The following is a 24,368-nucleotide window of genomic DNA, read 5'->3' as shown; positions in this document are numbered from 1 at the left end:
TCACGATGATTCGACCACTCCACCGATGCCCTGTGTGGGCTAGGCAGTCAAAGGAGATGCGCAGTGGATTTGGTCACCATGCTCGGGATGCCGGGGGAAGCCCTCCGAGCGACGCGGGAGGACTGGCGTGAGTCGCTCACCGGTGTGATGCGTGAATCCTTCGCGTTGCACTTCGAACGCAACGGCTTCTACCGTGCCCAGTGCGACGCGGCGGGCCTCACGCCTGCCGATATCCGCGTGGGGGCCGATCTGCACCGCATTCCGCTGCTGCCGGTCAGCATGTTCAAGCAGGCCGGGGCGCACGTGCTCATGACCTGTGGGCTCGAGGATGTCGAGATCGAGATCCGGTCCACCGGGACCAGCGGCGTGCCGTCGGTGGCGCGGCGCGACTCGAGCACGGTGACCCGGGCATCGGTGGGAATCTTCGGCGGATACCGCGACTTCTTCGGCGTCTCGCAGGGTGCGGGGCTGTTCCTGTGCCCGTCCACCGCAGAGGTGCCTGAGATGGGCATGGTGAAGATCTTCAACCTGCTCACCGGGATGCTCGACGACCATCGCTACGTGGTACGGGAGTACTCCTTCGACCCGGAGGAGGCTCTGACCCACCTGCGCAATTGGGAGGGGCGGATGACCCGGCACCTCATCGGTCCGCCCTTCATCATCGCGCGGTTCCTCAAATACCTGGAGTTGGAAGATATTCCGCTCACCCTCGATCCGGACTCGCTGATCATCATGCTCGGCGGCTGGAAGCAATACACCGGCAACTCGATCAGCCGCGACGAATTCAACGACAAGGCGCAGCGTGTGCTGGGGATCGAGCGGACCCGCATCCGCGACATGTACGGGATGATCGAGTCGAACATGCTTGCCATCGAGTGCGAACATCAGCGCAAGCATGTGCCGCCGTGGTGCTACATCTCTATTCGTGACGTCACCGACGCTTCGGTCGAGCTGGAGCCCGGAAAGACCGGCGGGATAGCAATTCTGGATGCGCTGAACACCGCGTACCCAGGCTTTCTGCTTTCCGACGATATCGGTGAGGTAGACGAGTCCGACTGCCCCTGCGGCCGCACGGGTCAGACTGTGAAGTTCCGGCGGCGCCGTCAAGGCGCCGAGCTGGGCTGCTGCGCTGTCAGCATCGAAAAATACATCGACTCAAGGGAAGTCGTCGTCGAGTGCGAGCTTGTGGATTCCGGGGTGGGCGCCTAGTGCCCCGGTTCAGCCCGACGGTGGTGGACCATTTCACCAATCCGCGCAATTCGGGCCGCGTCGAGCAGGCCGATGTCTGCGCATTCATCGGAAATCCGGTGTGTGGTGATCAGATCCTGTTGAGCGCGCAGATTCGTGACGACGCTGTGAGCCTGATCGGATTCGAGGCCTACGGATGTTCGGCCTCACTGGCGGTCGCGTCCATCCTGACCGAGCGGCTCGGCGGAATGCCGGTGGAAACGATCGCGACGATCGAGGCGACCCAGGTCGCGGAGTGGTCGGGAGGCCTTTCGCCGGAACAGCAACATGTCGCCGCACTTGGCGCCGACGTCGCGCAACGCCTAGCCAACAACTACCGCAACGGAATTTACGAAGATGTCAGCACCCTCCCCGGTTCTTGATCCGCCCGCGCAGGTCGCTCCTGCCGAGATTTACCTGGACTACGCTGCCACCGCGCCGCTGCATCCCCTGGCCGCCGAGGCCGTGTTGATCGGGCATCGGTTGGTGGGTAATCCATCGAGTCGCCACGGCGCGGGGCGCGATGCTGCGGATGCCCTTGCCAAGGCCCGCCGCACCATCGCGCAGATGTTCGGGGCCGATGCCGAGGAGGTCGTACTGACCTCCGGCGGCAGCGAGGCGAACACCCTGGCGCTGTGGGGAACCTTTGCCGCCGTTGGGTTTCAGGGGCATCTGGTGACATCGTCCATCGAGCATCCTGCCGTCCTGGCCAACGCACACGCCTTGCAGGAACTGGGGGTCGAGGTCAGTTGGGTGGATCCCGGACACACGGGGCATATCGATGCCGCGGCCGTGGCCCGCGCGGTGCGGCTCGACACCGTGTTGGTCTCGGTGATGCACGCCAACAACGAGACTGGTGCCATCCAACCCGTCCAGGAGATTGCCGGTATCGCCGCGCGATCGGGTGCCGCGTTCCATACCGATGCCGTGCACACCGCGGGCAAGCTCGACCTGGCAGTCATCGACGCCACCATGATCTCGGTGTCGGGCCACAAGTTCGGCGGTCCACGGGGAATGGGCGCACTACTTGTCCGGCGCGGACATCGGCTGTCACCGGTGATGCGTGGAGGGCCACAGGAGAATCGGCTGCGTGCGGGTACCGAGAACGTGCCCGGGGCGCTCGGCATGGCCGCGGCGGCCGACGTGTACTTGCGCACGCTGGAGATGGGCTACCGCCTGGATGTGCGGGATCGTCGCGAGCAGCTGATCGACGGCTTGCGGGCGGCGGGCGGAGTGCATCTCAACGTGACCGAGCCGGTACTGGAGGAGACCCTCAGCGTGCGCTTCGACGGCATTCGCGCCGATACCCTCGCCGACGATCTCGATATGCACGGCATTTATGTGTCCACCGGGTCGGCCTGTCACGCGGGCGAGGACGCCGCTTCCCATGTGCTGCAGGCGATGCGGCTGACGGAAGACCAGGCACGGGGAACGGTGCGCTTTTCCCTGGGCCCCGGCATTTCACCGGAGGATGTCGACAGGGTCGTCGCGGTTACGGTCCGAGCGGTGCGAAGGCTGCGCGCCATGGCAGGCGGGATGGTCCGATGATCGTTGCCGTCAAAAACCTTGTGGCCGAGCGTGCCCGATTTGTGCTCTCGGTGATCGGTGTCGCTGTCGCGGTGATCCTGGTACTGGTGATGTCCGGCATCTTCGTCGGTACCACGAACCAGGTGACCACCTACATCGATCATTCCAAGGGCGCGGTGTGGGTGGTTCAGCCCGGCGTATCCCAAATGTTCCGCGCGGTGTCGTGGCTGCCCGGCGACGGCAAGGATCGGATACTGAAGATCCCGGGCGTGCGGTCCGCAGATCCAATTCTCGGCTTGCCTTCGGACTTCGTGCACGACGGTAGTCACACCGCGTACTTCGTGGTCGGGTACGACACCGCCACCGGGGTGGGCGGTCCGTGGTCGTTATCGGAGGGCCGCAACGTGATCGGGTCCGGTGAGGTTGTCTTGGACAGGGTGCTGGCCAAGAAGAACAAAATTCATGTCGGCGACACCGTGCAACTCGTGGATGGTGACTTCACGGTGGTGGGGTTGTCCAACCAGACCGCCGCTGTCGGCAATTTCTACGCGTTCGTCTCCCTTCCCGACGCGGCACATTTGTTGCGTGCGGGAAATCGGGTGTCCTACTTTCTGGTTCAGCCCGCCGAGGGATTCACCGGCGATCAGGTCGCGGACGCAGTGCGCAAGGGCGCACCCGGAATGGATGCGCTCACCTCTGCCGCTTTCGCCGAGAACAGCCGGGCCATCGTCATCTCGATGATCGGACGACCGCTGAAGACGATGATCGGGATCGCCGCGTTGGTCGGAGTGGCTCTGGTGGGCTTGACAGTCCTAGCGGTGACCACCGAGCAGATGGGTGATTTCGGGGTGCTACGTGCATTGGGTGTGCGCCCGGGGCAGTTGTGTCGCACCGTGATTGCCCAGGCGGCGCTGATCGCCGGGCTCGGGTACCTATGGGGGGCGGGCATCACCTATGGGGTGCAGTTTCTGGTGAAGGACCGAATGGGCGACGTCATGGTGGAGGTCACTCCCACCATGCTCGCCGCAATGGCCGCCGCCACCGGTGTCATGGCGATCATCGGGTCGCTGATCCCGGTGCGGCGGGTTACCCGGATCGATCCTGCGCAAGCGTTCCGGAGATGAGTTCGATGAATCCTGTTTTGCAACTTGAGAATGTGGAGCACCAGTACGGCACCGGCGACGCGTCGGTGCACGCGCTGCGAGGGTTGGACCTCACGGTCAAAGCCCATGAGGTGGTGCTGGTTGTGGGCCCCTCGGGAGGTGGCAAGACCACAGCGCTGCTAGTCATGGGGCTGTTGCTGACCCCGCGGTCGGGGTCTGTACGGATTGACGGTCAGGATGTCAGTGAACTGGATGAGCGAGAGCGCGCACGGATCCGTCTGGAACGCTTGGGATTTCTCTTCCAGGAGTACAACCTGCTCAACGCGCTGACGAGCACCGAGAACGTGGCACTGCCGTTGCGCTATGCCGGGGTCAAGAAGAATACCGCCATGTCTCGTGCTCGCGAACTGCTGGGTGAACTCGGGTTGTCGCATCGGACCGATCACCGCCCGCCGGCGCTCTCGGGAGGAGAGAAGCAACGTGTGGCGGCCGCGCGTGCGCTGGTGGCACGCCCGGGTCTGGTCCTGGCCGACGAGCCGACCGCCAACCTCGATTCGGCCACCGGTAAGAAGGTGGCCGAGCAGCTCGCGGACGCAGCGCGAACCCAGGGAGCGGCAGTCGTGATCGTGACCCACGATCTGCGGCTTACCGGTATTGCGGATCGTGTGTTGCACCTTGAGGACGGGGTGCTGCTGGAGAAGGAGAGTCAATGACGGAAACCGCTGTGCTGCCTGAGGATGCGGAAATCATCGGAGCGCTCCGGGAGGCGTTGGGCAGATTGCTTCCGCCGGAAGATCTGGCGCAGGTCGATGTGGGTGCGGTCGATGCCGGCACTGCGCTACTTGCCCTGCCGGTCGACTCCGTGGTGCTGATGGCGTTGATGAATGAGCTGGAGGACAGGTTCACCGTGTTCATCCCGGAAGAGGAGGCGTTCGCGTTCACGGTGGTAGGCGATATCGGCACCTTCATCCGTCAGCGTCTGCGCGACAAGGCGAAACGCCGCGAACAGGCATGAGTGATTTAGCGATTCGCCAGCACGTGGGTGCGAACGCTCCGGCCATGGCGTCCGGAGCGATCGACTACGCCGCTTTGCTGCGTTCGGAACTGGAGCAGGTCGACTTCTACGATTCGCGTAGTCACCTGCATACGCTGTCGGCAGCAGATCTGGTTCTTACCAGCCGGATTCGGGCAGCGGCACTGGCGGCACGCGGACTGCGGCACGGAGATCGCGTGGCGATGATCGCCGCGAACGACGAAGAATATCTGACCACTCTGCTGGCGGTGTTGTTGCTGGGGGCGGTGCCGTGCGCGCTCGCCCCACCGCAGACCCCGCAGCGACCGGAATCGTCGGGTGTGGCGCATCTCAATGCGGCGCTGGGAGTTGTCAGCCCCGCCATGGTCATCGCGCCACCGCGGATTGCCGTCGCGATCACGCATCCGAACGTGTCGATGTACGGCGAGCTGATCGATGCGGATCCGATTGACTGGCAGCGATGTTCGAGATCCAAGCCCGATGACGTCCACCACATCCAGCTGACGTCTGGATCGACATCGGCTCCCAGAGCGGTGCTGTTGACGCATGGCAATGTGGTCCACAATACGAGCGCAATCGCGTACGGCACAAGGGCATTGCGTGGTCGAGATCGGGTGTTCAGTTGGTTGCCGTTCTACCACGATATGGGTTTCATTCAGGTGCTGGCCGCGCTCCTCTACGGTCTGCGGGTGGGGGTCATGACCCCCATGGGATTTCTGCGGGATCCGGTGTCGTGGGTCCGGCATATGTCACATCACGGTTCTACGCACACCGCGGGCCCGCCCTTCGCGTACCGGGCAGTATTTGAGGCGATCGCGCGCAGCGGCACCCCCACCGATGTGGACCTGTCTGCGCTGCGCCATGCCTACGTCGGCGCCGAGCCCATTCCGTATTCGGTGATGCGCGACGTCACCGAGCGCCTTGTCCCGCTGGGGATGCGAACCGATGTGCTGGTGCCCTGCTACGGCATGGCTGAGACCGTGCTTGCGACAACCGTGGCATTGCAGCCCTGTTCCGCGGATGCATCGTCCTTCGGCAGGGTCCGGGTCGGCGACAGTCCGGATGACGGCCTGCCTGTCGTGTCCTGTGGACAGGTGGTTGACGGCTTGCGGCTGCGCATCGTCACTCCCGATGGCGAGCTGTCACCCGACGGGGCCGTGGGCGACATCCAGGTGCTCGGTCCGTCGGTCATGCTTGGCTATCTGAACCCCGATGGAGGGGTGGCCGCACCCGAGGACGGATGGCACGACACCGGGGATCGTGGCTTTCTCGCCGGTGGTGAATTGTTCGTGGTGGGCCGTCACAAGGAAATGCTCATCGTGCGCGGACGAAACTTTCCGCCCTACGACGTCGAGCGTGAGATCGATGGCTTGTCCGGGGCCGGAGGTGTGTCTGTCGTCTTCTCCATGCGTGACGAACAACGTGCCCGTGAATCGGTGATCGCCGTCGTGGGAACCCGCGCGTCGTCCGACGAGTACGACGAGCTTCGTGTGCGCATCGCCGGTGGCGTGCGCGCCGCCTTCGGGTTCTCCCTTGACGAGGTCGTGCTGGTGCCGGCCCGAACCATTCCGCGTACCACCAGCGGAAAACGCCAGCGGCTCAGGGTGCGTGAGGCGTATCGAAATGGCTCGTTGGTCTAGCCGCCGATGCCGAACAGCCCTGCGCCGTTGCGATAGAGAACTGCCCGCATCCAATCGTCGTCGACTCCGGGCAGCGACTGCAGCGCGGTGATCGCTTCGGTGTATCCGTAGGGAATATTGGGGAAATCGCTACCGAAGAGGATCTTGTGGCCGAGGTGCTGAAGCCTCGGATAGTCGGCCTGCGGAAAGGGCGCCTTCTCTTCGGAGAAATCGGTGAAGGCCATGGTGGTGTCGAGCCGCACGTCGTCGTATTCCTCAGCGAGGTCCAGGAAATCGGTGTACTCGGGCATGCCCATGTGCGCGACGATCAGGCGCAGCCTGGGGAACTGCTTGAGCAGTGCCTTGACGCGATCAGGTCCGGTGAATTCACCCGCAGCGGGGCCCGAACCGCAGTGAATCACCACCGGAACTCCGGCGTCTTCGATCAGACCCCACACCGGCTTGAGTAGGGGATCGGTAGGAGAGAAGGCACCGACCTGGATGTGGACCTTGAACACGCGAACGCCGGCATCGAGCGCTGCGCGTGTGTAGTCGAAGGCCTCAGGCTCGGGAAAGAAGGTGGCCGTGTGGATGCAGTCCGGTGTTTGTGCCGCGAACTGGGCAGCCCACTGGTTCAGCCAGGCCGCCATCTGAGGTTTGTGCGGATAGATCAACGACGTGAAGCACAACAACCCGAACTCGCGCAGCGTCGCAACTCGTTGGGACTCCTCGGCGCGGTAGGTGATAGGCCAGGGCCGTCCTACCAGTGGCCCGGCGGAGTCGAAGTACGCCCACACCTTGTCCATGACGGACTTGGGCATGAAATGAGTGTGAACGTCCACGATCCCTGGGATTCCCAGCTGCTGCCAGATCTGTCTGACGGGCGCAGGATCGAAGGCCGAATTGGACATACGCCTATCTATATCAATCGATCTACCCGGCGTAACCGCGACTCGGAAAAATACCCCCTAGGGGTACTTGCCGGCGTGGGCTGCTCGCTGCTAGGTTCAATCTGGTCAGATACCCCTATGGGGTATAGAAAGGAAATGGACACTATGTCAGCGACAGAGACCTACGACTGGAACCTGAAGGGCGATTGGTTCGATGTGTGCAGTTGCAAGCTGCCGTGCCCGTGCAGCTTCGCGCAGGAACCCACCCACGGTGATTGCCTGTTCACCTTGGTGTGGCATGTCAGCGAGGGGCATTGGGGCGATGTTGATTTGAGTGGTCTGGGCGTGGTGGCCCAAGGCGAATTCCAGGGCAACATGTGGATCGGTGATCCGGACGCGACCATGAAGCTGATGTTCTACATCGATGAGGACGCCGACGCTCGCCAGCGCGTCGCTCTCGAGCGCATCTTCACCGGCAAGGAAGGTGGCTGGCCTGCCGAATTCGCAAGTCTCATCGAGGAGCTGCGGGGTATCGAGTACGTTCCGATCAACTTCGACAAGGCCGACGATCTGGCGAGTTGGAGCGCGGAGATTCCCGGCAAGGTGGATCTGCATGTGGAGGCCTTGACCGGGCCCACCGCGGATCCCACTCGCAGGGTCACCACCGCGAACGCGCCGGGCGCAGAAGTCGGACCCGGGCAGATCGCTACGTGGGGAGTGGTGAAGAAGGACCATTCCGTTGGGTTCGAGTGGTCGCACGAGCACCGCGGCGCTTCGAGCAAGCACTTCCCGTTCGATTGGCGCCCCGACGGCACCGTGCCAGAGGTTGCCGAGGAATTGGCGCCGGCTCAGCAAGGCGGATGCTGCTGCTCGAACTAGGTCGTGTTCACGGCCGCGCGCGGGGAGTTACCTTGCGTGCGGCCGTGTGCGCGGTGTCCATACCATCGTGGTGTGGGCGTTCGTGAACCCGGAGCGTTGATACAGAGGTATCGAGAGTTCTGATGGCGACAGAAGGACTTTGGCATAGTGCCGACGCGCGGCCTCTCCCAACAGGGCCTGGATGAGAGCTGCTCCGATGCCGTCGCCGCGAGCGGTAGGACGAACGTACAAGTGGCCGAGGTAGCCCCAGCTTGCGGCCGCTCGTGGATGGGGACTCGGCATTCTTTCGTGCTCTGTCAGGCACACCATCCCGACAGCCTGCTCTCGATGATGTGCGGTCCAGACCGTGCGCGAGCGCATCCACGACGCAACTTGGGACACGAACTCGGGCGAGGGTCGCTGGGACGGTGGATTCTCAGGAGCATCCTCTTGCGCCCATTGCCAGCGCAATTGGGCGACGTCAACAGGGTTGCCGAGGGCGATTACGGCAGGAGGCATCTGTTCATCCTCCAATCAGGCTGTTTGGGAATGAACTCGGGTGCGGTACGACTTCAATGAATACGTGAACATCGACCTGACCGGTAAGACAGCGCTAGTAACGGGTTCCACGCAGGGCATTGGCCTGGAGATTGCCAGGCAGCTCGCCGCCAGTGGCGCGCGCGCCGTGGTCAACGGTCGATCGCAGCAACGCGTCGATGCGGCCGTGGCCGAAGTGGGGCTGCAGAACGGCAGCGTTGTCGGTGTCGCCGCCGACGTGTCGACCGCCGAGGGCGTGGAGCTGCTTCGTGAGCAGCTTCCCGAGGTGGACATCCTGGTCAACAATCTGGGCATCTTCGGTGCCACGCCTGCGCGGGAGATCACCGATGAGCAGTGGAGAAACTATTTCGAGGTGAACGTCCTGTCTGCGGTGCGCCTTGTGCGCACGTACTTGCCGGGAATGATCGACGCCGGATGGGGGCGCGTCATCCAGATCGCCAGTGACTCGGCCATTGTCATCCCGCAGGAGATGATCCACTACGGCGTGTCCAAGACCGCGCTGTTGGGCGTGACGCGGGGGTTCGCGAAAGACGCCGCAGGCTCGGGAGTCACCGTCAACTCGGTCATCGCCGGACCCACCCACACCGCGGGTGTGGAGGACTTCGTCTATCAGCTTGTCGACAAATCGCTGCCCTGGGATGAGGCACAGCGCGAGTTCATGAAGAAGCATCGGCCTCAGTCGCTGGTGCAGCGCTTGATCGAGCCGGTGGAGATCGCCAACCTGGTCGTCTACCTCAGCTCGCCGCTGGCCTCCGCGACGACCGGCGCTGCGGTGCGAGCCGATGGTGGATACGTGGATTCGATCCTGCCCTAATCGGATCACCTTAGAAAAGTGCCGCTTCCAGAAATCTGGAAGCGGCACTTCGTATTTCGGAGATTCAGTTGATACCGCCGATGTACTGGCCGCTGGCCGGCGGGATGTAGCGCATCTGCGGGCCGGAGTTGTTCATCGAGTACTGGCCGGTGCCCAGCCGAGCGTGGTCCCGGTTGCCGCCGCCATTGCCGTTGTTACCCGCGCCCGCGACGAGCGCGGACGTCGGAGCAGTAGTCAGTTCGATGGCGGCGTAGCTGGGCACCAGGATCGCGAGACCGATGCCGACCGCGGCGACAGCGCGGCGAACGTTAGTGGAGAGTGCCTGCGAGGTGGCGGTGATGGCGGTCATTTTGTCTGCGCTCCAATGCTTTTGAAGATCTGTTTGCGATGCTTCTAACAACGTGGTCGCTAGCTGTTGCCATCCTCGATTGCCTGTGATAAGTCAGTCAGGCTGGAGCGGAATAATCACGGCAAGTGCCTTGTTCGACTAAGCAAGACAATCGAATACGACGAACGCGGACCCCTCGGCCATATGACCGGGGCGGGTCCGCGTTCGTCTGTTCGGTGCTCAGTTGTGGGTGGGGCACGAGATGTCGACATAGACCGTCGAGAAGGAGGTGGCTCCGCGCAGCCCCTCGATGCCGGTCACCACGCACTGTGACAGCGGTGCGTCGGCGATGCCGTTCAGCTGGACGGTGTAGCCCTGCGCTTGGAGCCTGTCGACGGTCTCTGCGGCGGAAGATCCACTCCCGGCGGCCGCGGAGGCTTGCGCGGTGAACGTCAGGGATGCCACCGCCATGGCTGCAAGGGCTGCCAGTGCGACCAGGAATGAGAGTGTCGACCGGGCGATCGAGCTGATCTGAGTGTTCATGGCGATTCCTTCCACCGTGGTGAGGTTCTAATGTCTTAGGCAACCTCTAACCATTAGATAGTATTTCCTCTGCGCTGTTAGGTAGGCCACATGGTTACAGGTGCCGGTATCCATTAGGGGAGATACAGTCGGGAGATGGAGACGGGCACGTCAGGAACTATCGCCGCGATTCTGGGGGAACCACTTCCCGTGGAACTGATGAACACCGTCCGGGGCGGTCGTGGAGAGGTCCGGGACGCCCTGGACACCGATGAGTCGGTGCTGGCGTGGCTGAATGCGATGGCGGAGCGCATCCTGGCCGAATCTGGTGCGCACACGATCGCCTTCTCGCTGCACGACGCGCGAGCGGTGGCCGACGATCTGCGGGCCCTGCGCGACGCGCTGCGATGCCTGGCTGCTGAGACCACCGACGACCCACGCCCCCCGACGTCAGGTACGACGCACACCCAGGCGGTCGCCACGATCAATACGCTGGCTCGTATCAGGGCGGAGTTGGTCTGGCCGGTCAGCGAGGAACCGACCAGGACGGTGACGGCGCGCGGGTCGCAGGCACGACTGACCGTTGGGTTGATCGCGCGTCAGGCGGTCGACTTCTTCGGTGGTCCGCACCGACATCAGTTGCGGGCCTGCTTGGCTTCGCACTGCGTGCTGTACTTCGTCAAGGAGCACCCTCGGCGGGAATGGTGCACGCCGAAATGCGGCAATCGCGCACGTGTGAAGCGGCATTACGACCGCCAAACCGTGTCGGACTCTTAGCCGTTGTCGGCGACCGTACGCCGCTTGTCCAGGTACACCTTGGCCGCCGTCGCGGCGGCGGGCAGTGTCGACAAGATGGCGATGATCAGGATGATGATGTCCAGGTGCTCGCCGACGAATGCGATATTGCCCAGAAAGTAGCCGACCATCGTCAGGCCCACGCCCCACGCGGTGCTGCCAATGGCGTTGTACAGCAGGAATATCGGATAGCGCATGCCAGACATGCCGGCGATGACGGGCGTGAAGGTGCGCACCACGCCGATGAATTGGGCGACGAGAAGTGTCTTGGGGCCGTGCTTGTCGAAGAACTCGCGGGAGGCGGTCAGGTACCGCTGTTTGAAGAACCGCGCGTCCTCCTTCTTGAACAGGGCCGGCCCCAGCCGACGTCCGATGAAGTAGCCGCATTGACTTCCCAGGAGGGCCGCCACCGCGGCGCAGGGCGCCAATACCTGGATCGAGACGGGAGAATTCGGCTGAGCGGCAATCAGTCCGGCAGAGAACAAGAGGGTGTCGCCGGGCAGGAATGGAAACAGCAGGCCGGTTTCGATGAAGACGATGATCATGACCCCGGCTAGGACGGCGCCGCCGAACAGTCCGCCCTCGCCGAGCCAGTACATCGGATCCATGACGTCCGAGGGCGCCAGACCCATGTCCATGGCTGGAAGCTAGCCACGGAACATTGCTGGACAGGAAACAACGCGAGAACCTCACCTGGCGCGCTCACGGGCGACGGGTATTGCCGCGTGACGGGGATGCGGCAACAGGGTGAACAATCTCGACGCGTTCGCTTCATGTGAGCGCTCGCGGGCATACCTTGACCAGTATGGTTCGCACTACATTCAGTGTCGCGACGTTCAACATGTACAACCTGCAGGACGCCGATACGCCCCTGTACGCCACCACCAAGCCGTGGACTCCCGATGAGTTCAAGCGCAAGACCGAATGGGCGGCATGGCAATTACGGACGATAGACGCGGACGTCGTCGGGCTGCAGGAGGTCTGGAGCAAAAGTGCTCTGGAGGCGGTCCTGGCCGTGGATCCGCAGGGCCTGGCCGATGAGTACGACGTACTGGCCACCCCAGCTGTAGGCACGTCCATCACTTGTGCGGCGCTGGTGCGCAAGGGCCTCGTGACTGGGAAGCCAAAATGGATCACCGACTTCCCGAAGGCCGTTCGTCTCGAGTCCAGAGATGATCCAGCCGACCCCCAGGCGCCGGTCATCGACGTTTCGATCAAGAGCTTTTCCCGGCCGGTCTTGAACTTCCAGGTCCAGCTGCGCGACGACGAGCCCGCTACGGAAGTTTTTGTGGTGCACCTCAAATCAAAGCTTCCCACGCAGGTCAGCAAGGAAGCCTGGTACAAGAAGTCCTCGGCGACGTATCGGCCACATCAGCAGGCGCTGGGTGATGGGATCTCGACGATCCGGCGCACGGCGGAGGCCGTGGCGGTGCGAGTTCTGCTCAACGGGGTTATGCGTGATACCGAGACTCCGGTCGTCGTTCTCGGTGACCTGAACGATGGTAAGGAGAGCAACACCGCGAACATCCTGACCAGCCAGCCGCACTATCTGGTCGGAGATTCGCGGGGCGGCAGTGATTTTGGGCTCTATTCGGCCCAGACACTGCAGGAGTACCGGGATACACGCGATGTCTACTACACCCATGTACACGAAGATCTACGAGAGTCTCTCGATCACGTGCTGGTCAGCGAGCAGTTCTACGATCACAGCCGCAAACGGGTGTGGCTCTTCAACGGGCTGCTGATCAACAACGACCATCTGAATTTTGAGAACCACCGCGAAACCGGCACCGGTGACCACGGCATCGTCCGGGTGAACTTCAAGCACGACCCGGCGAAGTAACACGCCAGCCGTCGGAGTTATCCGGGCTATTTGTTCACCGGCGCCGACAACAGCGCGCGTACCTCGTTGTCGGAAACCTGGTGAAAGTCCTGATAGGCGTCGCCGACTGCCTGGAATCTGGACGGACACGACGCGACGACGAAATCGTCTACCAGGGAGGCGAATCGACGGAACGCGGACCGCGGTGCCACGGGGACGGCCGCCACCACACGGGTGGGCGATGCTCTTCTGATCGTCAACAGCGCCACGCGCATCGTGGCCCCGGTGGCTATCCCGTCGTCGACCAGAATCACCGTCTTGCCCGCGATTTCGGCGCCGCGCTCTGTCATGTACATCTGTTCGCGACGGGCCAGTTCACGACCCTCTCGGGCGGCCACGTCGTGGAGCTGTTCCGAGCTGACTCCCATCGCGCGCACGATGTCCTCGTCGACGACGATCTCGCCCCCGGTCGCGATGGCTCCCATCGCGTACTCCTCGTGTCCGGGAACTCCGAGCTTGCGCACGACCAGTGCCTTCAGCGGGGCGTTCAGTGCGGACGCGATCTCTCGTCCTACCGGAATGCCGCCTCGCGGCAGGGCGAGTACCACCACGTTCTGCATCCGGTAGGGCACAAGAATGCTCGCCAGTGCGCGGCCGGCGTCCTGGCGATCACTGAACATCCGATGCGGGTGCGACATGGGAGCGTCTCGGGCTGGTTGTCCGGATATCTCCATCTTCCAACTGAGAGGGTGTGCTGACAACAGCTGATCGTTGGACGGCGTCGAACAGTGTGGTGCGGATGGTCGACACCGAATGCGGAAGCCACACGGCTTGAACGGGAACCAGTGGCGGATTGGCGATCTCGATCACCCGCACCTTGCCTTGGTACACGTCCCCCGGATCGTCGGTGACAAAGGCGCAGTGGTCTGGGTGCGCGAGCACCGCCGTGTACGGCGGGGTGCCCTGTACCGGATTGACCAGCAGTCGGGGCTCGAAACCGCTTCGGCGGCAATGTGAAACCAGTAGGTCGGTGTAGAAGGAATGACGGGGCGGAGCCCACACCACGATCGGGTGCTCCGCGAGCTCGCCGATGTCGATGCGAGCGTGGGCGGCGAGGTTGTGGGATTTCACGACTGCGATGCGCAACGGCTGGTAGAGCAGGGTGTCGGTGGCCAGATCGGTGGGCATATCCACTCCGCGCCGGAGCGCGAGGTCAAGTGAGCCGTCGAGCAGACCGTCGCGCATGGCGCCCGGAAACACCTGCCGGATGGTGATCGACACCGTGGGATCTGCGACGACTGCCGGTTCGATGATTCGGTAGACCTCCTCGCCGGAGATCGCCGGAGAATGTCCGATAACAAAGGCCCGCTGTGGATTTGAAAGGTTGCGTGTCGTGTTGGCCAGCACGCGTATACCGGCGAGAAGCGGCTTGGCGCCGGTATACAGCTCATGACCGGCATCGGTCAGTTGCAGGCTGCGTTGTGCGCGCGAGAACAGCGCGACACCGAGGTCGCGTTCCAGTTGGCGTATGGCCGACGACAGCGCCTGTTGGGTGATGAATAGCTCCGCTGCTGCCGCGGCCAGCGTGGGGGCCTCCGCAGCCACGACGAACTGAAACAGTCGCCGCGAATCCAGCAAGTCGGCCAGCGAACTACCTTCGTCGGTCCCGCTCATCTGCAATGACAACCCCTACTTGTGCTTATACAAGAATAATGTGGTTTTCCCTTGTGCTACCTGAACCTACGATTTTGTATGGAGTTATGGGTGGTCATGGCGGCCCACCCGCCACATCGGGTCCACCTACGAATCAAGGGAGATAATCGAGTGACAGATCATTCGTTAAATGGTAAGACAGTTCTCATCACAGGTGGTGGCAAGAATTTAGGTGGCCTCATCGCCCGGGATCTCGCGGCCAACGGTGCCGGGGCGGTGGCCATCCACTACAACAGCCCGTCGAGCAAGGACGCCGCCGAGGAAACTGTGGCCGCGATCCAGGCGACCGGTGCGAAGGCGGTGGCGTTTCAGGGCGATCTGACCACCGGGGATGCGGTAAGCAAACTGTTCGCGGACACCATCGTGGCAGTGGGGCGTCCGGATATCGCCATCAACACGGTCGGCAAGGTCATCAAGAAGCCGTTCACCGAAATCACCGAGGAGGAGTACGACTCGGCCAGCGCGGTGAACTCGAAGTCCGCCTTCCTCTTCCTCAAGGAGGCGGGTAAGCACGTCAACGACAACGGCAAGATTCTCACCCTGGTGACCTCGCTACTGGGTGCGTACACCCCGTTCTACGCCGCGTACGCCGGGACGAAGGCGCCGGTGGAACACTTCACCCGTGCCGCGTCGAAAGAGTTTGGCGAGCGTGGCATCTCGGTGACGGCGATTGGTCCGGGTCCTATGGATACCCCCTTCTTCTACCCGGCCGAGGGCGAAGACGCCGTGGCGTACCACAAGACCGCCGCTGCGCTCTCGCCGTTCTCCAAGACCGGACTCACGGATATCGAGGACATCGCCCCGTTCGTTCGGTTCCTGGTCAGTGACGGTTGGTGGATCACTGGACAGACGATCCTGATCAACGGTGGCTACACCACCAAGTAGTCACTGCTGCGAGGGTGACCCCGTCCGGGACGTCGGGATCGCGGGAACTGGCCGCCGTACGTACTTGCCGAGTAGGACGCTCGCCAAGGCGACGGCGGCCAGTTCTGTCAGTACGCTGATCGCCGCGTACGGCGCCGGATCCCACCCCCGTTCGGAGAAGCCCAATAGTCCCACAGTGCGGGACAACCCGAACGCCACCAGTGCCGACGCCGAGCCCAGACCGGCCATCGCGATCATCCAGTCCGGCGCGCCCACCACAATCAGCGCGGCCATGGCGAAGAAGGCGCCGGACTGTGTCAGGAATGCCGGGCCGATCCTCGGAATCTGTTGATAACCATGCGTATACAGGTATGCATGGGCGTAACCGCTCGCGACCAACGCCACGGCGAGTGCGAGGCGATATCCGACACTCATGTGAGTTTGTCCTCCTTGATGGCAAGAGGCTGAGCGCCTTTCATGTAGCTCACCTCGCGAATACCGAGGATGTCGTGCAGCCTGCCTGCAGGCAGGGTCACCGGCTTTGGGGCGGGGCCTTCACCCGGCCTGGGTAGCGGGTATGCCGTCGTCGTACCACTGTAGAACGTAATGTTTCCTTCGGTCTTCGTGAACAGCTGGTGCACGTGTCCGTTAAGGCATGTCACCGAGGCGAATCTCTTCATATAGCTCAGAGCTTGCGCGGAATCATCGGTTCCCCAACCCCATTCGGGATACATTGCGAACAGGGGGATATGGCTGAACACGATGATCGGAGTGTCGGCCGGCAGCGGTTCGAGGTCCCTGCGGATGAACTCGAGTTGGTCGGTGCCCAGATGTCCGAGTTTTTTGAGGTTAAGCGTATTCACCAATCCGAGGACGTGGACACCGGCGATGTCGAAGCTGTACCACCCGTCACCGCGTGTGCCGCCGCCGAATACGCCGCGATACCTCTGCCCCGCGTCGTCAACCGAATCATGCTCTCCGGGAACGGTAAACACATGGGGTGTGCTGAGCCCCGACATCATTTGCTTGACCTGATCAAACTGTTCGTCGGTGGCAAGATGCGTGAGATCACCGGTGTGAATCACGAAATCCGGGGTGTAGCCCAGGTTGTTGATCTGATCGATCGCACGGCCGAATGAGTCGATGACATCGGGATTGGCGGCGCCGCTGAAGCCGATGTGGCTGTCGCTGATTTGCGCGAACCGTAGCGTCGGTCTGACACCATTGCTCGCTGTTGCCGAGCCTGCGACATGCGAGATCACCTCGCCCCCGGCGACAGTCAAGGCGACAGCGGCGCCGAACCAGGCGGTGTGCCGGATCAGTTGACGTCGAGACATGGACGATGGGTCTTGTTCGCCGGTCATTGCACCACCACCGTTGCCTTCATGAACGGGTGAATCCCGCAGACGTATTGATACGTACCCGGTTTGGCGAACTGATACGAGAACGTGCCCTGTGCATCCATTCCGGGCGAGCGGAATGTGCCGTCCTCGGCCACCACGTTGTGGGGCTCTTCGTCCCTGTTGGTCCAGGTGACGGTGGTGCCTGCCGGTACGGTCAGCGTCGGTGGATTGAAGGCGAAGTTCTCGATGATGACGGCGGGCCCGGTGGGTGCGGGCGAACCCGGGGTACTACCGTGCGGCACCATGCTGCCGGGCATGCTGTGGCCCGACATTCCGGGAGTGCCGTTGGCATCGGAGGCGACGGTAATCGACAGTGGCGCATCGGAGGTGGTACTGACACCGCCGGAACATGCGGCCAGGGGGATCGTGAGCGCCGCGGCGAGCGCGGCACAGCGTAAGGGAGGTAACTGCATCGGTGCCCCTTCCATGGACGGAGTCCGCGGCGCGTCGCGGATCACCGCATAGAGATAGGGGCGGGGGTTACAGCGGTCAGGCGGGGCGGTCTGGCGCGAACACCTCGATATGGCCTGCGGTTTCGCGTACCTCGAACGTGGGCAGCGGCCGTGGCGCGATGGGTAGTTGGTGCGTGATCACCCGCCCGTCGGTGGTAAACGACGTGGTGTGGCAAGGGCATTGCAGCCGATCATGCGCTCCGTCGAACCAGAGCTTGCATCCCTGGTGGGTGCAAATGCCCGATACCGCCTCGACCTGACCGCCCACCCGGCGTACGAACCCGCTGACGAATCCGAGGTCGAAGGGGTGCACCCCACCCTCGGGCACGGTGCTACTGGCCGCGACGCGTTGCCAACTTCCCGTGTTGGGAACTATCTCGCCCGGCGCTGGTGGGCGGTCGAGGCTCGGCGTGATCAGCCGGTCCGTGGTGACGGCAACCGCCGCGGCGGCCGCGGCGGCAGAGGTGCCGACCAAGACGGTGCGCCGGTTGGGCACCGACCACCGCTTCGGTTCGGAAGATGGCGGAGTCTCGCCCATCTGCGCGGCGAGGCGGCCCCGTAGATCGTCGAGGAACTCTTGACTCGGGGCATCGTCGCCGGGTTGGTGCGCACGCAGCTCGATCGCGGTCCGGATCTGCGCCGCCTCGAACTCGTCGGGACGGAATGGCCTGGGCCGGCGCCCGCGGAGCAGGTCGTCGATGTAGCGGCGCAGCCCACGCGGATTCATGGCACGTCCTGTTCGTTGATCTGGGCGGCCAGACGTAATGCCCGGTGTTGCAGCACTTTGGCATTGGCGACGGTCACGCCCATCGTGGTGGCGGATTCCTTGATCGAACAGCCTTGCAGGAATCGCAGTTCCAGAATTCGGCGGTAGTTGTCCGGCAGTGCGTCCAAAAGAGCCCGCGCGTGTAGCGGCGCGGTGCTTACAGACGGCTGCGCTTCGGGGCGCCGGTCGGCGACGTCCTGCATGTCGGGGATCGAGGTGATCTCGCGTCCCAGGGTCTCGCGCCAGTGTGCCGCGAGCACCGTGCGTGCGGTGGTTCGCAAGTAGGCCCGCACCTCGGCCTTGGCCGCGGACAGCCGCAGTGGGCGTAATGCGGCCAGGAACACCTCGGCGGTCAGATCTTCGGCGTCCGGTTTGTTGCCGACGCGTGAGTAGATGGTGCGGTACACCCAGACGGCGTTATCTTCGTACACGGATTGCCAGTCCGCGTAGTGATCGTCACCGGTCGGAACGGCTCGCAGGCCGCGCCGGGCGGTCGGATCACGCTGCGTCATCACCGTCGGTTGTCCCGTCACCAAAGCTTCCTGGCGAGGGCAGGTGGATGTCTGCCCCTGAAGAAGTAGTGCCGGTGGTTACACGATGCCGGTGGCTCTTTGGTTCGGGGTAGCGTCACTGGGATGACGGGTGCTCTTGACGGGATCCGGGTGCTGGAACTGGGCACCTTGATCGCAGGGCCTTTCGCGGGTCGCTTGCTTGGGGATATGGGTGCAGAGGTGCTCAAGATCGAACCGCCCGGCGCACCGGATCCGCTGCGTACGTGGGGGCAAGCCGAGGTCGACGGGCACCACGTGTTCTGGACGGTGCATGCACGCAATAAGAAGGCCATCACCCTGGACCTGCGGACAGAGGGCGGTCGCGCCCTGTTCCTGGAGCTGGTGGAGAAGTCGGACGTGATCGTCGAGAACTTCCGGCCAGGCACGCTGGAGAAGTGGGGTCTGGGCTACGGGGTCCTAGCCGAGCGCAATAGGGGCATCATCCTGGTCCGGGTGTCGGGTTACGGGCAGACCGGTCCGGACGCACATAAGGCGGGATACGCGTCGGTAGCCGAGGCCGCCAGTGGTCTGCGGCATCTCAACGGCTTTCCCGGCGGGCCGCCCCCGCGGATGGCGCTCTCGATCGGCGACACCCTGGCCGGGATGTTCGCGGCCCAGGGTGCGCTGGCCGCGTTGTACCGACGGACGGTCACTGGCCGAGGACAGGTGGTCGATGCGGCATTGACCGAGAGTTGTTTGGCGGTACAGGAATCCACCATTCCCGATTACGACGTGGGTCAGGTGGTACGGGGGCCGTCGGGTACCCGGTTGGAGGGCATCGCGCCGTCCAACATCTATCAGAGCGCCGATGGCAGCTGGGTGGTGATCGCCGCCAACCAGGACACCGTCTTCCGCAGGCTGTGCGAAGCGATGGATCAGCCGGAGCTGAGTTCCGATGAGCGATTCGTCAATCACGTTGCCCGGGGCCGCAATCAGGACGAGTTGGACGCGATCATCGCCGAGTGGGCGTCACAGCGCCTACCCGCCGACATCATCGACGTGCTCAGCGCTGCCGGGGTGATCGCCGGTCCCATCAACACCGTCGCCGACGTGGTGCAGGACCCGCAGCTCAAGGCCAGAGAGATGCTCGTCGAGCATTTCGACGAGCGGCTGGGCCGCTCGGTGCTGGGGCCGGGTGTGGTCCCAGTGCTGTCCGAATCGCCCGGCGGCGTCCGCACTGCCGGGCCCGCGCGTCCGGGACAGCACAACGACGACGTCTACGTCGGGCTGCTGGGTAAGAGTGCCCAAGACGTCGAGAGGCTACGGGCCGAGGGGACGCTATGAGCCTGCCCGAACATGTCACCATCCGCGAGGTGCTGCTGCGCGACGGACTTCAGCTCGAGGCGCCGATCCCGTTGGCAGACAAGCTGAAGCTGCTCGATGCGATCGCGAAGACAGGTGTGCGGGAGATCGAGGCCACCGCGTTTGTGTCGCCGTCCAAGATGCCGGCGCTGGCCGATGCTGCCGAGCTCGCGGCTCACCTGCAGAACTATCCGGATATCGAGTTCTCGGCGCTGGTCGCCAGCCCCAACGGCGCCAAGCGCGCTCTCGCGGCCGGCTTCACCTCACTTGAATACGTGGTGTCGGCCGCCGACGGGCACAGCCGCGCGAACGTCGGCAGCAGTAGTGCCGAAGCGACCGCCCGCATCGAGGAGATCGTGGCGCTGGCACACGACGCCGATGCCACCGTAGAGGTGATCGTGGCCTGCTCGTGGGACTGCCCGTTCGACGGTCCCACTGCCGAACGTCGAGTGCTCGACATCGTGCGCAGGGCCCGGAACTGGGGTGTGGATCGCTACGCTTTGGCCGACACGATCGGCACCACGACCCCACGCCGCGTCACGAATCTTGTTGCGGCGGTTCGCCCGATTGTGGAGGGTGCGCCACTGGGTGCGCATTTCCACAACACCCGTGGATCCGGTTTGGCCAGCGCGTACGCCGCCGTGCAATCCGGGGTGAGTCGGCTCGACTCCTCGATCGGTGGACTCGGAGGCTGTCCGTTCGCCCCGGGGGCGACGGGCAACATCGCCACCGAGGATCTGGTGTATATGTTGCGGGACAGCGATATCGGTGTCGACGTCGATCTAGAAGCCGCGATCGACGCCGCGCGGGTGGTGCAATCGGTTGTCGGGCACGAGGTCCCCAGCGCGCTGCTCCGCGCGGGCGATCGCCTGCTGAACTAGACCGCCGATTTCAGCGGGTTGTGTTCGACGTACATCTGCTCGATGCGTGCCTCGTCGATCCGGTTGCGCACCTGTTGTGACTCGTGGGCGTCACGCACCACCTTGGCCAGTCCGAAGCAGCTGGTGACCAAGAACAGCGTGCACACCGCCAGAAACGCGCGGGGCCACGGCGAGATGGGTAGATAGGCGATACCGCCCAGGGTTGACGCGAAGGCGACAGCGAAGGCGACGGCGAAGGCGACGGCGGATTGGACGTAGTACGCGGAGGAGGCGCGGATGGTGGGCTCCGATGTGTTCATGCGACCACGATGGCAGCCACAGCTCGCCGTGACATGAGTAGAGCTACCCGATTTGCCGGGGCAAGTTTGCGCGTCGATCGCCGGTATCGATACGGGGTTGGCGCACAGGAAAGAGGTGCTCCAGGCTGGCCTCCATCACTAACTTGGGTGATTTCCCTTCTGTAGGCCCTGCTAGGTGGTCTAGCTTGCTAACTGACTTTCAAGTCAGTTAGCGGCATTTCTTACTCAAGGAGGAGTATGTCCACACCGGTGCTGATCGGGATCATCGTGGGAGTGCTGGCCATCGGAGGCTTGCTGGGGGCGGTCGTGCTTTTCGCCCTCGCCTCGGGTGACAGCGGGCCGCGCCGATTCGGGGTGACCATGCCGGATACCGACTTCTTCGACAAGACGGCGTCGTTCGCGGTCACCGCGGAAATCAGCGTGCCCGGGCCTGTCGAGCGAGTATGGACGCAGGTCTCGGAGGGTGGCTATCTGGAGACGATTCCCCTGGTTTCCGGTCCGGTGCGGTCGGGCGACCGGATAGTCACTCGTACGCCGCTGTTCGCGTTCACTGAGAAGGTGGTCCACAGCGAGGAGGGTCGCAAGCTGGTCGCGATCGGGACAGGTGTCTCGGTTCCGCTTGTGCTCAACGCTTTTGGTGAACGCTGGGAGCTGGGCGCCGAGGGGAACAAGGTGCTGGTGCGCTGGACTGTGGGGATCACCCCCAAGTGGATCGGGTGGTTCCCGTTGCGCTGGACGGCATTCGCGGTACGGCCGTTCTTGCGAACGCTGCTGTTCCTGGCTATCCGTTAGCGGCCGCACGCGAGAGCGGTACGTCGCCGAGAACGATCCCACTGAACATGGTGGCGATCGTATCGGCGACTTCAGTCATTGTCGTTGCTGGACTGTCGGATTCGGCGATGATGCTGTTGGCCGTGACGAACATGGTCATCAGCATCCGTGCGGCCATGTGGGTGTGTACGCCGCCTTTCAGCTCGCCACGGGCGGCGAGGGTTTCCATGAGCTTGACCAGCGGCGGCAGCACGATGGTCTCGTCGATATGGCGGTAGGTTTCCTCGCCGAGGACCATCGGTGCCTGGCGCATGAGTTCCCGGTATGTCCTGTCGTTGAGTGATCGGGACAGATAGACCCAGGCGGAGGTGGCGGCGACCTGTGGACCGTTCGCGCCGGGCTTGTCCAGCAGCCGGATGCCGGTGGTGACGGTATCGGCGGTCTCGGTCAGGCATTCGGTGAGCAGGGCGGTGAACATCGCCTGCTTGTCGGAGAAGTGGTAGTAGAACGTGCCCTTGCTGACCTCGATGCTGCTGACGATGTCGTCGACGGTCACGCTGTTGTAGCCGGTGGTGGTGAAATGCCGGCGTGCGGAGTCCAGGAGGTCGGAACGTGTCTGTTCTGCATACATCTGCCGCCGGGTAGCCATGCAGGCAGTTTAGTCAAACCCCGACCCATGGTCAGTTTCTGCACTGCTGGACGGACCTGAGTTCACCAGACCAGGCGTGCCAAGTATGTCTGCGCGTAGCGCCTTACCGCCGTGGTGTCGGTGATATCGAGGACGCCGGCGCGGTTGGTGAGCAGTGAACCGACCAGACGCACAAGGATTTCCGACACCGCTAGCACGGCGTCGTCGGGCATGGTGACACCGCTGTGGCGCAGGCTGGACGCCACCAGCGCGCTGGCACGCACGATGGCCTTTTCGCCCGAGGGGGTGTTGAGGCCGATGACCAGTTCGGGCTCGTTCTCGATGATGGTGCCCGCCAGCCGGCTTTCGGTGATGAGCCGCATGGCCAGGGTGAAGCACTCGACAATGGCGCCCTGCGCGTCTTGGCCGTTGGCGGCGACAGCGAGTTGACCGAAGATGACCAGGCTCTCGGCCTCGATGAGGTGTTCGAACAGCGCTTCCTTGGTGGGGAAACGGCGGTAGAGGGTGCGCCGACTCACCCCGGCCCGCCGGGCGATGGCATCCATGTTGGCCCGGCGCATCCCGTGCCGCTCGAACTCGGTACGTGCGGCATCGAGTACCGCATCGGTGGGGGGCGCGCTGGTTGTCACCCCCATGAGTGTGGTCATGCTGCCCGGTTATGCAGCGGCCGGGGGTCCACTCCTTCGCGCTTCCAGCCCTCGGCGGCCCACGGCAAGTACAGCCAGCTCACCGGAAGCCTGTTGAACACCGGATTCATTGCCCGCATGAACGTGGCGAAACGCTGAAAGTTGCGCTCCTTCTTGTCGTTCCACTCTAGTCGGCAGACCTCTTTCATCTGTGGCGGAAGCGTTCCGACCACGACCGTCCGGATGAAGGCGTTCAATGGTGCCGACAGCACCCGCCATACCGGCTTGGGAATCTGTCGGGGCCCGGGCAGCCCCTGACGGATGTACCCCGTCGCGTAGAGGATCGTCTTGGTGGGTACGAACCGGTCGAACATGCCCTCCATGTAGGTGACGAACTCGTCGTACGTCTGGGGCTGATTGCGGGCGCTGACCCCATAAAGGCTGTACCAGACCTTGCTCTCTTCGAAGATCCGCGCCTTCTCCTCGTAGGACAGCCTGCGGATGAAGGTGTCGGTGATGTACAGCACCTGGTCGACGAATGTCGCATGGGCCCAATAGAAAAGCTCGGGATTGAGCGCGTGGTAACGCGAGCCGTCGCTGATGGTTCCGCTGATCGGCTTGTGGAAGTCGCGCACCATCCGACCCCACTTCTGGGGGTCCGCTGAGTAGATGGTCTTCATGATGGGCGGGCCGGAGCGGCGGGCACGGCCAATGGTGTCGGTGAAGATCACCGAGTGATCCTCGACAGCCTTACCCAGTTGCTCGATGCAGTTCTCGGTGCCGGCCAGACGCTGAAATCCGAGCACGCCGCGGACATCGCCGTAGAACTTCCAGACCAGGGAGTCCGCGCCCAGGCGCGGGGTCTCCGGCGTGATGTCGTCATCGACGGGCATGGGAATTGCTTCCCGGAGCCCTTCGTCAAGTGTGATGGCGCTCTGATCAACCATGAGCACCACGCTAACTCAATGGCACAAAAATGCGCAAGTGTGCCAAAT

General features: G+C 63.4%; 31 protein-coding genes. 15 read left to right on the top strand and 16 right to left on the bottom strand.

The window, feature by feature from the left end; translation table 11 throughout:
* Nucleotides 1-63 precede the first annotated feature (63 nt).
* The 7 genes from MYCSP_RS22040 to MYCSP_RS22010 are packed head-to-tail and all read left to right on the top strand — an operon-like array spanning nt 64 to nt 6,530.
* Nucleotides 64-1,209 carry a LuxE/PaaK family acyltransferase gene (locus tag MYCSP_RS22040; protein WP_083019562.1) on the top strand — a complete coding sequence of 382 codons (1,146 nt, stop codon included), beginning with the start codon at nt 64-66 and terminating at the stop codon, nt 1,207-1,209.
* On the top strand, nt 1,209-1,610 hold the full coding sequence (locus tag MYCSP_RS22035; protein WP_088415151.1) for an iron-sulfur cluster assembly scaffold protein: 402 nt from the start codon (nt 1,209-1,211) through the stop codon (nt 1,608-1,610). Before MYCSP_RS22040 ends, MYCSP_RS22035 begins: the two co-directional genes overlap by 1 nt.
* Nucleotides 1,585-2,775 carry a cysteine desulfurase family protein gene (locus tag MYCSP_RS22030; RefSeq protein WP_083019559.1) on the top strand — a complete coding sequence of 397 codons (1,191 nt, stop codon included), beginning with the start codon at nt 1,585-1,587 and terminating at the stop codon, nt 2,773-2,775. Before MYCSP_RS22035 ends, MYCSP_RS22030 begins: the two co-directional genes overlap by 26 nt.
* On the top strand, nt 2,772-3,878 hold the full coding sequence (locus tag MYCSP_RS22025; RefSeq protein ID WP_083019557.1) for an ABC transporter permease: 1,107 nt from the start codon (nt 2,772-2,774) through the stop codon (nt 3,876-3,878). The genes MYCSP_RS22030 and MYCSP_RS22025 overlap by 4 nt, the downstream gene beginning before the upstream one ends.
* Nucleotides 3,875-4,570, top strand: a complete 696-nt coding sequence (locus tag MYCSP_RS22020) for an ABC transporter ATP-binding protein (protein WP_088415149.1) — start codon at nt 3,875-3,877, stop codon at nt 4,568-4,570. Before MYCSP_RS22025 ends, MYCSP_RS22020 begins: the two co-directional genes overlap by 4 nt.
* Nucleotides 4,567-4,872, top strand: a complete 306-nt coding sequence (locus MYCSP_RS22015) for an acyl carrier protein (RefSeq protein WP_088415147.1) — start codon at nt 4,567-4,569, stop codon at nt 4,870-4,872. Before MYCSP_RS22020 ends, MYCSP_RS22015 begins: the two co-directional genes overlap by 4 nt.
* Nucleotides 4,873-4,895: 23 nt before the next feature.
* Nucleotides 4,896-6,530, top strand: a complete 1,635-nt coding sequence (locus MYCSP_RS22010; protein ID WP_162266397.1) for an AMP-binding protein — start codon at nt 4,896-4,898, stop codon at nt 6,528-6,530.
* On the opposite strand, the gene MYCSP_RS22005 is transcribed toward MYCSP_RS22010, so the two are convergent.
* Complete coding sequence (locus MYCSP_RS22005) at nt 6,527-7,420, bottom strand: amidohydrolase family protein (protein WP_083019550.1); 894 nt, start codon at nt 7,418-7,420, stop codon at nt 6,527-6,529. The genes MYCSP_RS22010 and MYCSP_RS22005 overlap by 4 nt on opposite strands.
* A 144-nt stretch (nt 7,421-7,564) precedes the next feature.
* Here MYCSP_RS22005 and MYCSP_RS22000 point away from each other — a divergent pair, with 144 nt between their 5' ends.
* Nucleotides 7,565-8,278 carry a DUF1326 domain-containing protein gene (locus MYCSP_RS22000; protein WP_083019590.1) on the top strand — a complete coding sequence of 238 codons (714 nt, stop codon included), beginning with the start codon at nt 7,565-7,567 and terminating at the stop codon, nt 8,276-8,278.
* Between the two features lie 27 nt (nt 8,279-8,305).
* Here the strand turns inward: MYCSP_RS22000 and MYCSP_RS21995 are convergent, their stop codons facing one another.
* The gene (locus MYCSP_RS21995; protein ID WP_083019548.1) at nt 8,306-8,776 is read right to left on the bottom strand and encodes a GNAT family N-acetyltransferase; all 471 of its coding nucleotides are present in this window, start codon (nt 8,774-8,776) and stop codon (nt 8,306-8,308) included.
* Nucleotides 8,777-8,840: 64 nt separating this feature from the next.
* Between MYCSP_RS21995 and MYCSP_RS21990 the strand changes: the two genes are divergently transcribed.
* Nucleotides 8,841-9,629, top strand: a complete 789-nt coding sequence (locus tag MYCSP_RS21990) for an SDR family NAD(P)-dependent oxidoreductase (RefSeq protein WP_083019588.1) — start codon at nt 8,841-8,843, stop codon at nt 9,627-9,629.
* 64 nt (nt 9,630-9,693) lie between these two features.
* Here MYCSP_RS21990 and MYCSP_RS21985 read toward each other — a convergent pair whose 3' ends face one another.
* Complete coding sequence (locus MYCSP_RS21985; RefSeq protein ID WP_088415143.1) at nt 9,694-9,978, bottom strand: hypothetical protein; 285 nt, start codon at nt 9,976-9,978, stop codon at nt 9,694-9,696.
* A gap of 219 nt (nt 9,979-10,197) precedes the next feature.
* Nucleotides 10,198-10,500 (bottom strand): hypothetical protein, encoded by a 303-nt coding sequence (locus MYCSP_RS21980; RefSeq protein ID WP_070911691.1) that lies wholly within the window; start codon nt 10,498-10,500, stop codon nt 10,198-10,200.
* Nucleotides 10,501-10,635: 135 nt separating this feature from the next.
* Between MYCSP_RS21980 and MYCSP_RS21975 the strand changes: the two genes are divergently transcribed.
* A complete protein-coding gene (locus MYCSP_RS21975) occupies nt 10,636-11,256 on the top strand; it encodes a CGNR zinc finger domain-containing protein (protein ID WP_070911692.1) in 621 nt (206 codons plus the stop codon).
* Here MYCSP_RS21975 and MYCSP_RS21970 read toward each other — a convergent pair.
* Entirely contained in the window at nt 11,253-11,912 is a 660-nt protein-coding gene (locus MYCSP_RS21970; RefSeq protein WP_088415141.1) for a DedA family protein, read from the bottom strand. The genes MYCSP_RS21975 and MYCSP_RS21970 overlap by 4 nt on opposite strands.
* Nucleotides 11,913-12,079: 167 nt before the next feature.
* Between MYCSP_RS21970 and MYCSP_RS21965 the strand changes: the two genes are divergently transcribed.
* Nucleotides 12,080-13,117 carry an endonuclease/exonuclease/phosphatase family protein gene (locus MYCSP_RS21965; RefSeq protein ID WP_070911694.1) on the top strand — a complete coding sequence of 346 codons (1,038 nt, stop codon included), beginning with the start codon at nt 12,080-12,082 and terminating at the stop codon, nt 13,115-13,117.
* Between the two features lie 26 nt (nt 13,118-13,143).
* Here MYCSP_RS21965 and MYCSP_RS21960 read toward each other — a convergent pair whose 3' ends face one another.
* Both MYCSP_RS21960 and MYCSP_RS21955 read right to left on the bottom strand, forming a co-directional pair.
* On the bottom strand, nt 13,144-13,776 hold the full coding sequence (locus tag MYCSP_RS21960; RefSeq protein WP_083019540.1) for a phosphoribosyltransferase: 633 nt from the start codon (nt 13,774-13,776) through the stop codon (nt 13,144-13,146).
* The gene (locus tag MYCSP_RS21955; RefSeq protein ID WP_083019538.1) at nt 13,766-14,770 is read right to left on the bottom strand and encodes a LysR family transcriptional regulator; all 1,005 of its coding nucleotides are present in this window, start codon (nt 14,768-14,770) and stop codon (nt 13,766-13,768) included. The genes MYCSP_RS21960 and MYCSP_RS21955 overlap by 11 nt, the downstream gene beginning before the upstream one ends.
* 150 nt (nt 14,771-14,920) lie before the next feature.
* On the opposite strand from MYCSP_RS21955, the gene MYCSP_RS21950 reads away from it, so the two are divergent.
* Nucleotides 14,921-15,694, top strand: a complete 774-nt coding sequence (locus MYCSP_RS21950) for an SDR family oxidoreductase (protein WP_088415137.1) — start codon at nt 14,921-14,923, stop codon at nt 15,692-15,694.
* Here MYCSP_RS21950 and MYCSP_RS21945 read toward each other — a convergent pair whose 3' ends face one another.
* The 5 genes from MYCSP_RS21945 to MYCSP_RS21925 all read right to left on the bottom strand — a co-directional run bounded on the left by MYCSP_RS21945 (nt 15,695) and on the right by MYCSP_RS21925 (nt 18,806).
* A complete protein-coding gene (locus MYCSP_RS21945) occupies nt 15,695-16,108 on the bottom strand; it encodes a hypothetical protein (protein ID WP_088415135.1) in 414 nt (137 codons plus the stop codon).
* Nucleotides 16,105-17,037, bottom strand: a complete 933-nt coding sequence (locus MYCSP_RS21940) for a metallophosphoesterase family protein (protein ID WP_088415133.1) — start codon at nt 17,035-17,037, stop codon at nt 16,105-16,107. The genes MYCSP_RS21945 and MYCSP_RS21940 overlap by 4 nt, the downstream gene beginning before the upstream one ends.
* On the bottom strand, nt 17,034-17,348 hold the full coding sequence (locus tag MYCSP_RS23665) for a cupredoxin domain-containing protein (RefSeq protein ID WP_083019586.1): 315 nt from the start codon (nt 17,346-17,348) through the stop codon (nt 17,034-17,036). The genes MYCSP_RS21940 and MYCSP_RS23665 overlap by 4 nt, the downstream gene beginning before the upstream one ends.
* 217 nt (nt 17,349-17,565) lie before the next feature.
* The gene (locus tag MYCSP_RS21930) at nt 17,566-18,255 is read right to left on the bottom strand and encodes a Rieske (2Fe-2S) protein (protein ID WP_088415131.1); all 690 of its coding nucleotides are present in this window, start codon (nt 18,253-18,255) and stop codon (nt 17,566-17,568) included.
* On the bottom strand, nt 18,252-18,806 hold the full coding sequence (locus tag MYCSP_RS21925; RefSeq protein WP_162266395.1) for an RNA polymerase sigma factor: 555 nt from the start codon (nt 18,804-18,806) through the stop codon (nt 18,252-18,254). The genes MYCSP_RS21930 and MYCSP_RS21925 overlap by 4 nt, the downstream gene beginning before the upstream one ends.
* Before the next feature lie 123 nt (nt 18,807-18,929).
* Between MYCSP_RS21925 and MYCSP_RS21920 the strand changes: the two genes are divergently transcribed.
* Both MYCSP_RS21920 and MYCSP_RS21915 read left to right on the top strand, forming a co-directional pair.
* Nucleotides 18,930-20,129 (top strand): CaiB/BaiF CoA transferase family protein, encoded by a 1,200-nt coding sequence (locus tag MYCSP_RS21920; RefSeq protein WP_070912023.1) that lies wholly within the window; start codon nt 18,930-18,932, stop codon nt 20,127-20,129.
* On the top strand, nt 20,126-21,028 hold the full coding sequence (locus tag MYCSP_RS21915; RefSeq protein ID WP_083019512.1) for a hydroxymethylglutaryl-CoA lyase: 903 nt from the start codon (nt 20,126-20,128) through the stop codon (nt 21,026-21,028). Before MYCSP_RS21920 ends, MYCSP_RS21915 begins: the two co-directional genes overlap by 4 nt.
* Here the strand turns inward: MYCSP_RS21915 and MYCSP_RS21910 are convergent.
* Nucleotides 21,025-21,327 carry a YiaA/YiaB family inner membrane protein gene (locus tag MYCSP_RS21910; protein ID WP_088415127.1) on the bottom strand — a complete coding sequence of 101 codons (303 nt, stop codon included), beginning with the start codon at nt 21,325-21,327 and terminating at the stop codon, nt 21,025-21,027. The two genes, MYCSP_RS21915 and MYCSP_RS21910, sit on opposite strands and share 4 nt — an antisense overlap.
* Before the next feature lie 237 nt (nt 21,328-21,564).
* Between MYCSP_RS21910 and MYCSP_RS21905 the strand changes: the two genes are divergently transcribed.
* Complete coding sequence (locus tag MYCSP_RS21905; RefSeq protein ID WP_083019510.1) at nt 21,565-22,119, top strand: SRPBCC family protein; 555 nt, start codon at nt 21,565-21,567, stop codon at nt 22,117-22,119.
* Here the strand turns inward: MYCSP_RS21905 and MYCSP_RS21900 are convergent.
* From MYCSP_RS21900 to MYCSP_RS21890, 3 genes are all read right to left on the bottom strand, one after another.
* Nucleotides 22,109-22,729, bottom strand: a complete 621-nt coding sequence (locus tag MYCSP_RS21900) for a TetR/AcrR family transcriptional regulator (RefSeq protein ID WP_083019508.1) — start codon at nt 22,727-22,729, stop codon at nt 22,109-22,111. The two genes, MYCSP_RS21905 and MYCSP_RS21900, sit on opposite strands and share 11 nt — an antisense overlap.
* 80 nt (nt 22,730-22,809) lie before the next feature.
* Nucleotides 22,810-23,394: a TetR/AcrR family transcriptional regulator gene (locus tag MYCSP_RS21895; protein WP_070911702.1), complete on the bottom strand. Its 585-nt coding sequence runs from the start codon at nt 23,392-23,394 to the stop codon at nt 22,810-22,812.
* Nucleotides 23,391-24,320, bottom strand: coding sequence for an oxygenase MpaB family protein (locus MYCSP_RS21890; protein WP_088415705.1), 930 nt, complete (start codon nt 24,318-24,320; stop codon nt 23,391-23,393). Before MYCSP_RS21890 ends, MYCSP_RS21895 begins: the two co-directional genes overlap by 4 nt.
* Nucleotides 24,321-24,368: the final 48 nt, after the last annotated feature.

It is taken from the genome of Mycobacteroides saopaulense, from assembly GCF_001456355.1.
In the GTDB taxonomy this organism is placed as follows: Bacteria; Actinomycetota; Actinomycetes; order Mycobacteriales; family Mycobacteriaceae; genus Mycobacterium; species Mycobacterium saopaulense.
The sequence above is the reverse complement of the archived record's forward strand: the minus strand, read 5'-3'. Positions and strand labels throughout refer to the sequence as shown.

What these genes read in the sequence shown, in the direction of transcription:
- MYCSP_RS23665 (WP_083019586.1), bottom strand. Translation starts at nt 17,348, where the DNA reads ATGTCGGGCCACAGCATGCCCGGCAGCATGGTGCCGCACGGTAGTACC.
- MYCSP_RS21960 (WP_083019540.1), bottom strand. Translation starts at nt 13,776, where the DNA reads ATGTTCAGTGATCGCCAGGACGCCGGCCGCGCACTGGCGAGCATTCTT.
- MYCSP_RS21985 (WP_088415143.1), bottom strand. Translation starts at nt 9,978, where the DNA reads ATGACCGCCATCACCGCCACCTCGCAGGCACTCTCCACTAACGTTCGC.
- MYCSP_RS21970 (WP_088415141.1), bottom strand. Translation starts at nt 11,912, where the DNA reads ATGGACATGGGTCTGGCGCCCTCGGACGTCATGGATCCGATGTACTGG.
- MYCSP_RS21905 (WP_083019510.1), top strand. Translation starts at nt 21,565, where the DNA reads ATGTCCACACCGGTGCTGATCGGGATCATCGTGGGAGTGCTGGCCATC.
- MYCSP_RS21890 (WP_088415705.1), bottom strand. Translation starts at nt 24,320, where the DNA reads ATGGTTGATCAGAGCGCCATCACACTTGACGAAGGGCTCCGGGAAGCA.
- MYCSP_RS21940 (WP_088415133.1), bottom strand. Translation starts at nt 17,037, where the DNA reads ATGACCGGCGAACAAGACCCATCGTCCATGTCTCGACGTCAACTGATC.
- MYCSP_RS22030 (WP_083019559.1), top strand. Translation starts at nt 1,585, where the DNA reads ATGTCAGCACCCTCCCCGGTTCTTGATCCGCCCGCGCAGGTCGCTCCT.
- MYCSP_RS22005 (WP_083019550.1), bottom strand. Translation starts at nt 7,420, where the DNA reads ATGTCCAATTCGGCCTTCGATCCTGCGCCCGTCAGACAGATCTGGCAG.
- MYCSP_RS21900 (WP_083019508.1), bottom strand. Translation starts at nt 22,729, where the DNA reads ATGTATGCAGAACAGACACGTTCCGACCTCCTGGACTCCGCACGCCGG.
- MYCSP_RS21975 (WP_070911692.1), top strand. Translation starts at nt 10,636, where the DNA reads ATGGAGACGGGCACGTCAGGAACTATCGCCGCGATTCTGGGGGAACCA.
- MYCSP_RS21915 (WP_083019512.1), top strand. Translation starts at nt 20,126, where the DNA reads ATGAGCCTGCCCGAACATGTCACCATCCGCGAGGTGCTGCTGCGCGAC.
- MYCSP_RS21965 (WP_070911694.1), top strand. Translation starts at nt 12,080, where the DNA reads ATGGTTCGCACTACATTCAGTGTCGCGACGTTCAACATGTACAACCTG.
- MYCSP_RS21945 (WP_088415135.1), bottom strand. Translation starts at nt 16,108, where the DNA reads ATGAGTGTCGGATATCGCCTCGCACTCGCCGTGGCGTTGGTCGCGAGC.
- MYCSP_RS21895 (WP_070911702.1), bottom strand. Translation starts at nt 23,394, where the DNA reads ATGACCACACTCATGGGGGTGACAACCAGCGCGCCCCCCACCGATGCG.
- MYCSP_RS21980 (WP_070911691.1), bottom strand. Translation starts at nt 10,500, where the DNA reads ATGAACACTCAGATCAGCTCGATCGCCCGGTCGACACTCTCATTCCTG.
- MYCSP_RS21910 (WP_088415127.1), bottom strand. Translation starts at nt 21,327, where the DNA reads ATGAACACATCGGAGCCCACCATCCGCGCCTCCTCCGCGTACTACGTC.
- MYCSP_RS21955 (WP_083019538.1), bottom strand. Translation starts at nt 14,770, where the DNA reads ATGAGCGGGACCGACGAAGGTAGTTCGCTGGCCGACTTGCTGGATTCG.
- MYCSP_RS21930 (WP_088415131.1), bottom strand. Translation starts at nt 18,255, where the DNA reads ATGAATCCGCGTGGGCTGCGCCGCTACATCGACGACCTGCTCCGCGGG.
- MYCSP_RS21920 (WP_070912023.1), top strand. Translation starts at nt 18,930, where the DNA reads ATGACGGGTGCTCTTGACGGGATCCGGGTGCTGGAACTGGGCACCTTG.
- MYCSP_RS21925 (WP_162266395.1), bottom strand. Translation starts at nt 18,806, where the DNA reads ATGACGCAGCGTGATCCGACCGCCCGGCGCGGCCTGCGAGCCGTTCCG.
- MYCSP_RS22015 (WP_088415147.1), top strand. Translation starts at nt 4,567, where the DNA reads ATGACGGAAACCGCTGTGCTGCCTGAGGATGCGGAAATCATCGGAGCG.
- MYCSP_RS22025 (WP_083019557.1), top strand. Translation starts at nt 2,772, where the DNA reads ATGATCGTTGCCGTCAAAAACCTTGTGGCCGAGCGTGCCCGATTTGTG.
- MYCSP_RS21995 (WP_083019548.1), bottom strand. Translation starts at nt 8,776, where the DNA reads ATGCCTCCTGCCGTAATCGCCCTCGGCAACCCTGTTGACGTCGCCCAA.
- MYCSP_RS22020 (WP_088415149.1), top strand. Translation starts at nt 3,875, where the DNA reads ATGAGTTCGATGAATCCTGTTTTGCAACTTGAGAATGTGGAGCACCAG.
- MYCSP_RS22000 (WP_083019590.1), top strand. Translation starts at nt 7,565, where the DNA reads ATGTCAGCGACAGAGACCTACGACTGGAACCTGAAGGGCGATTGGTTC.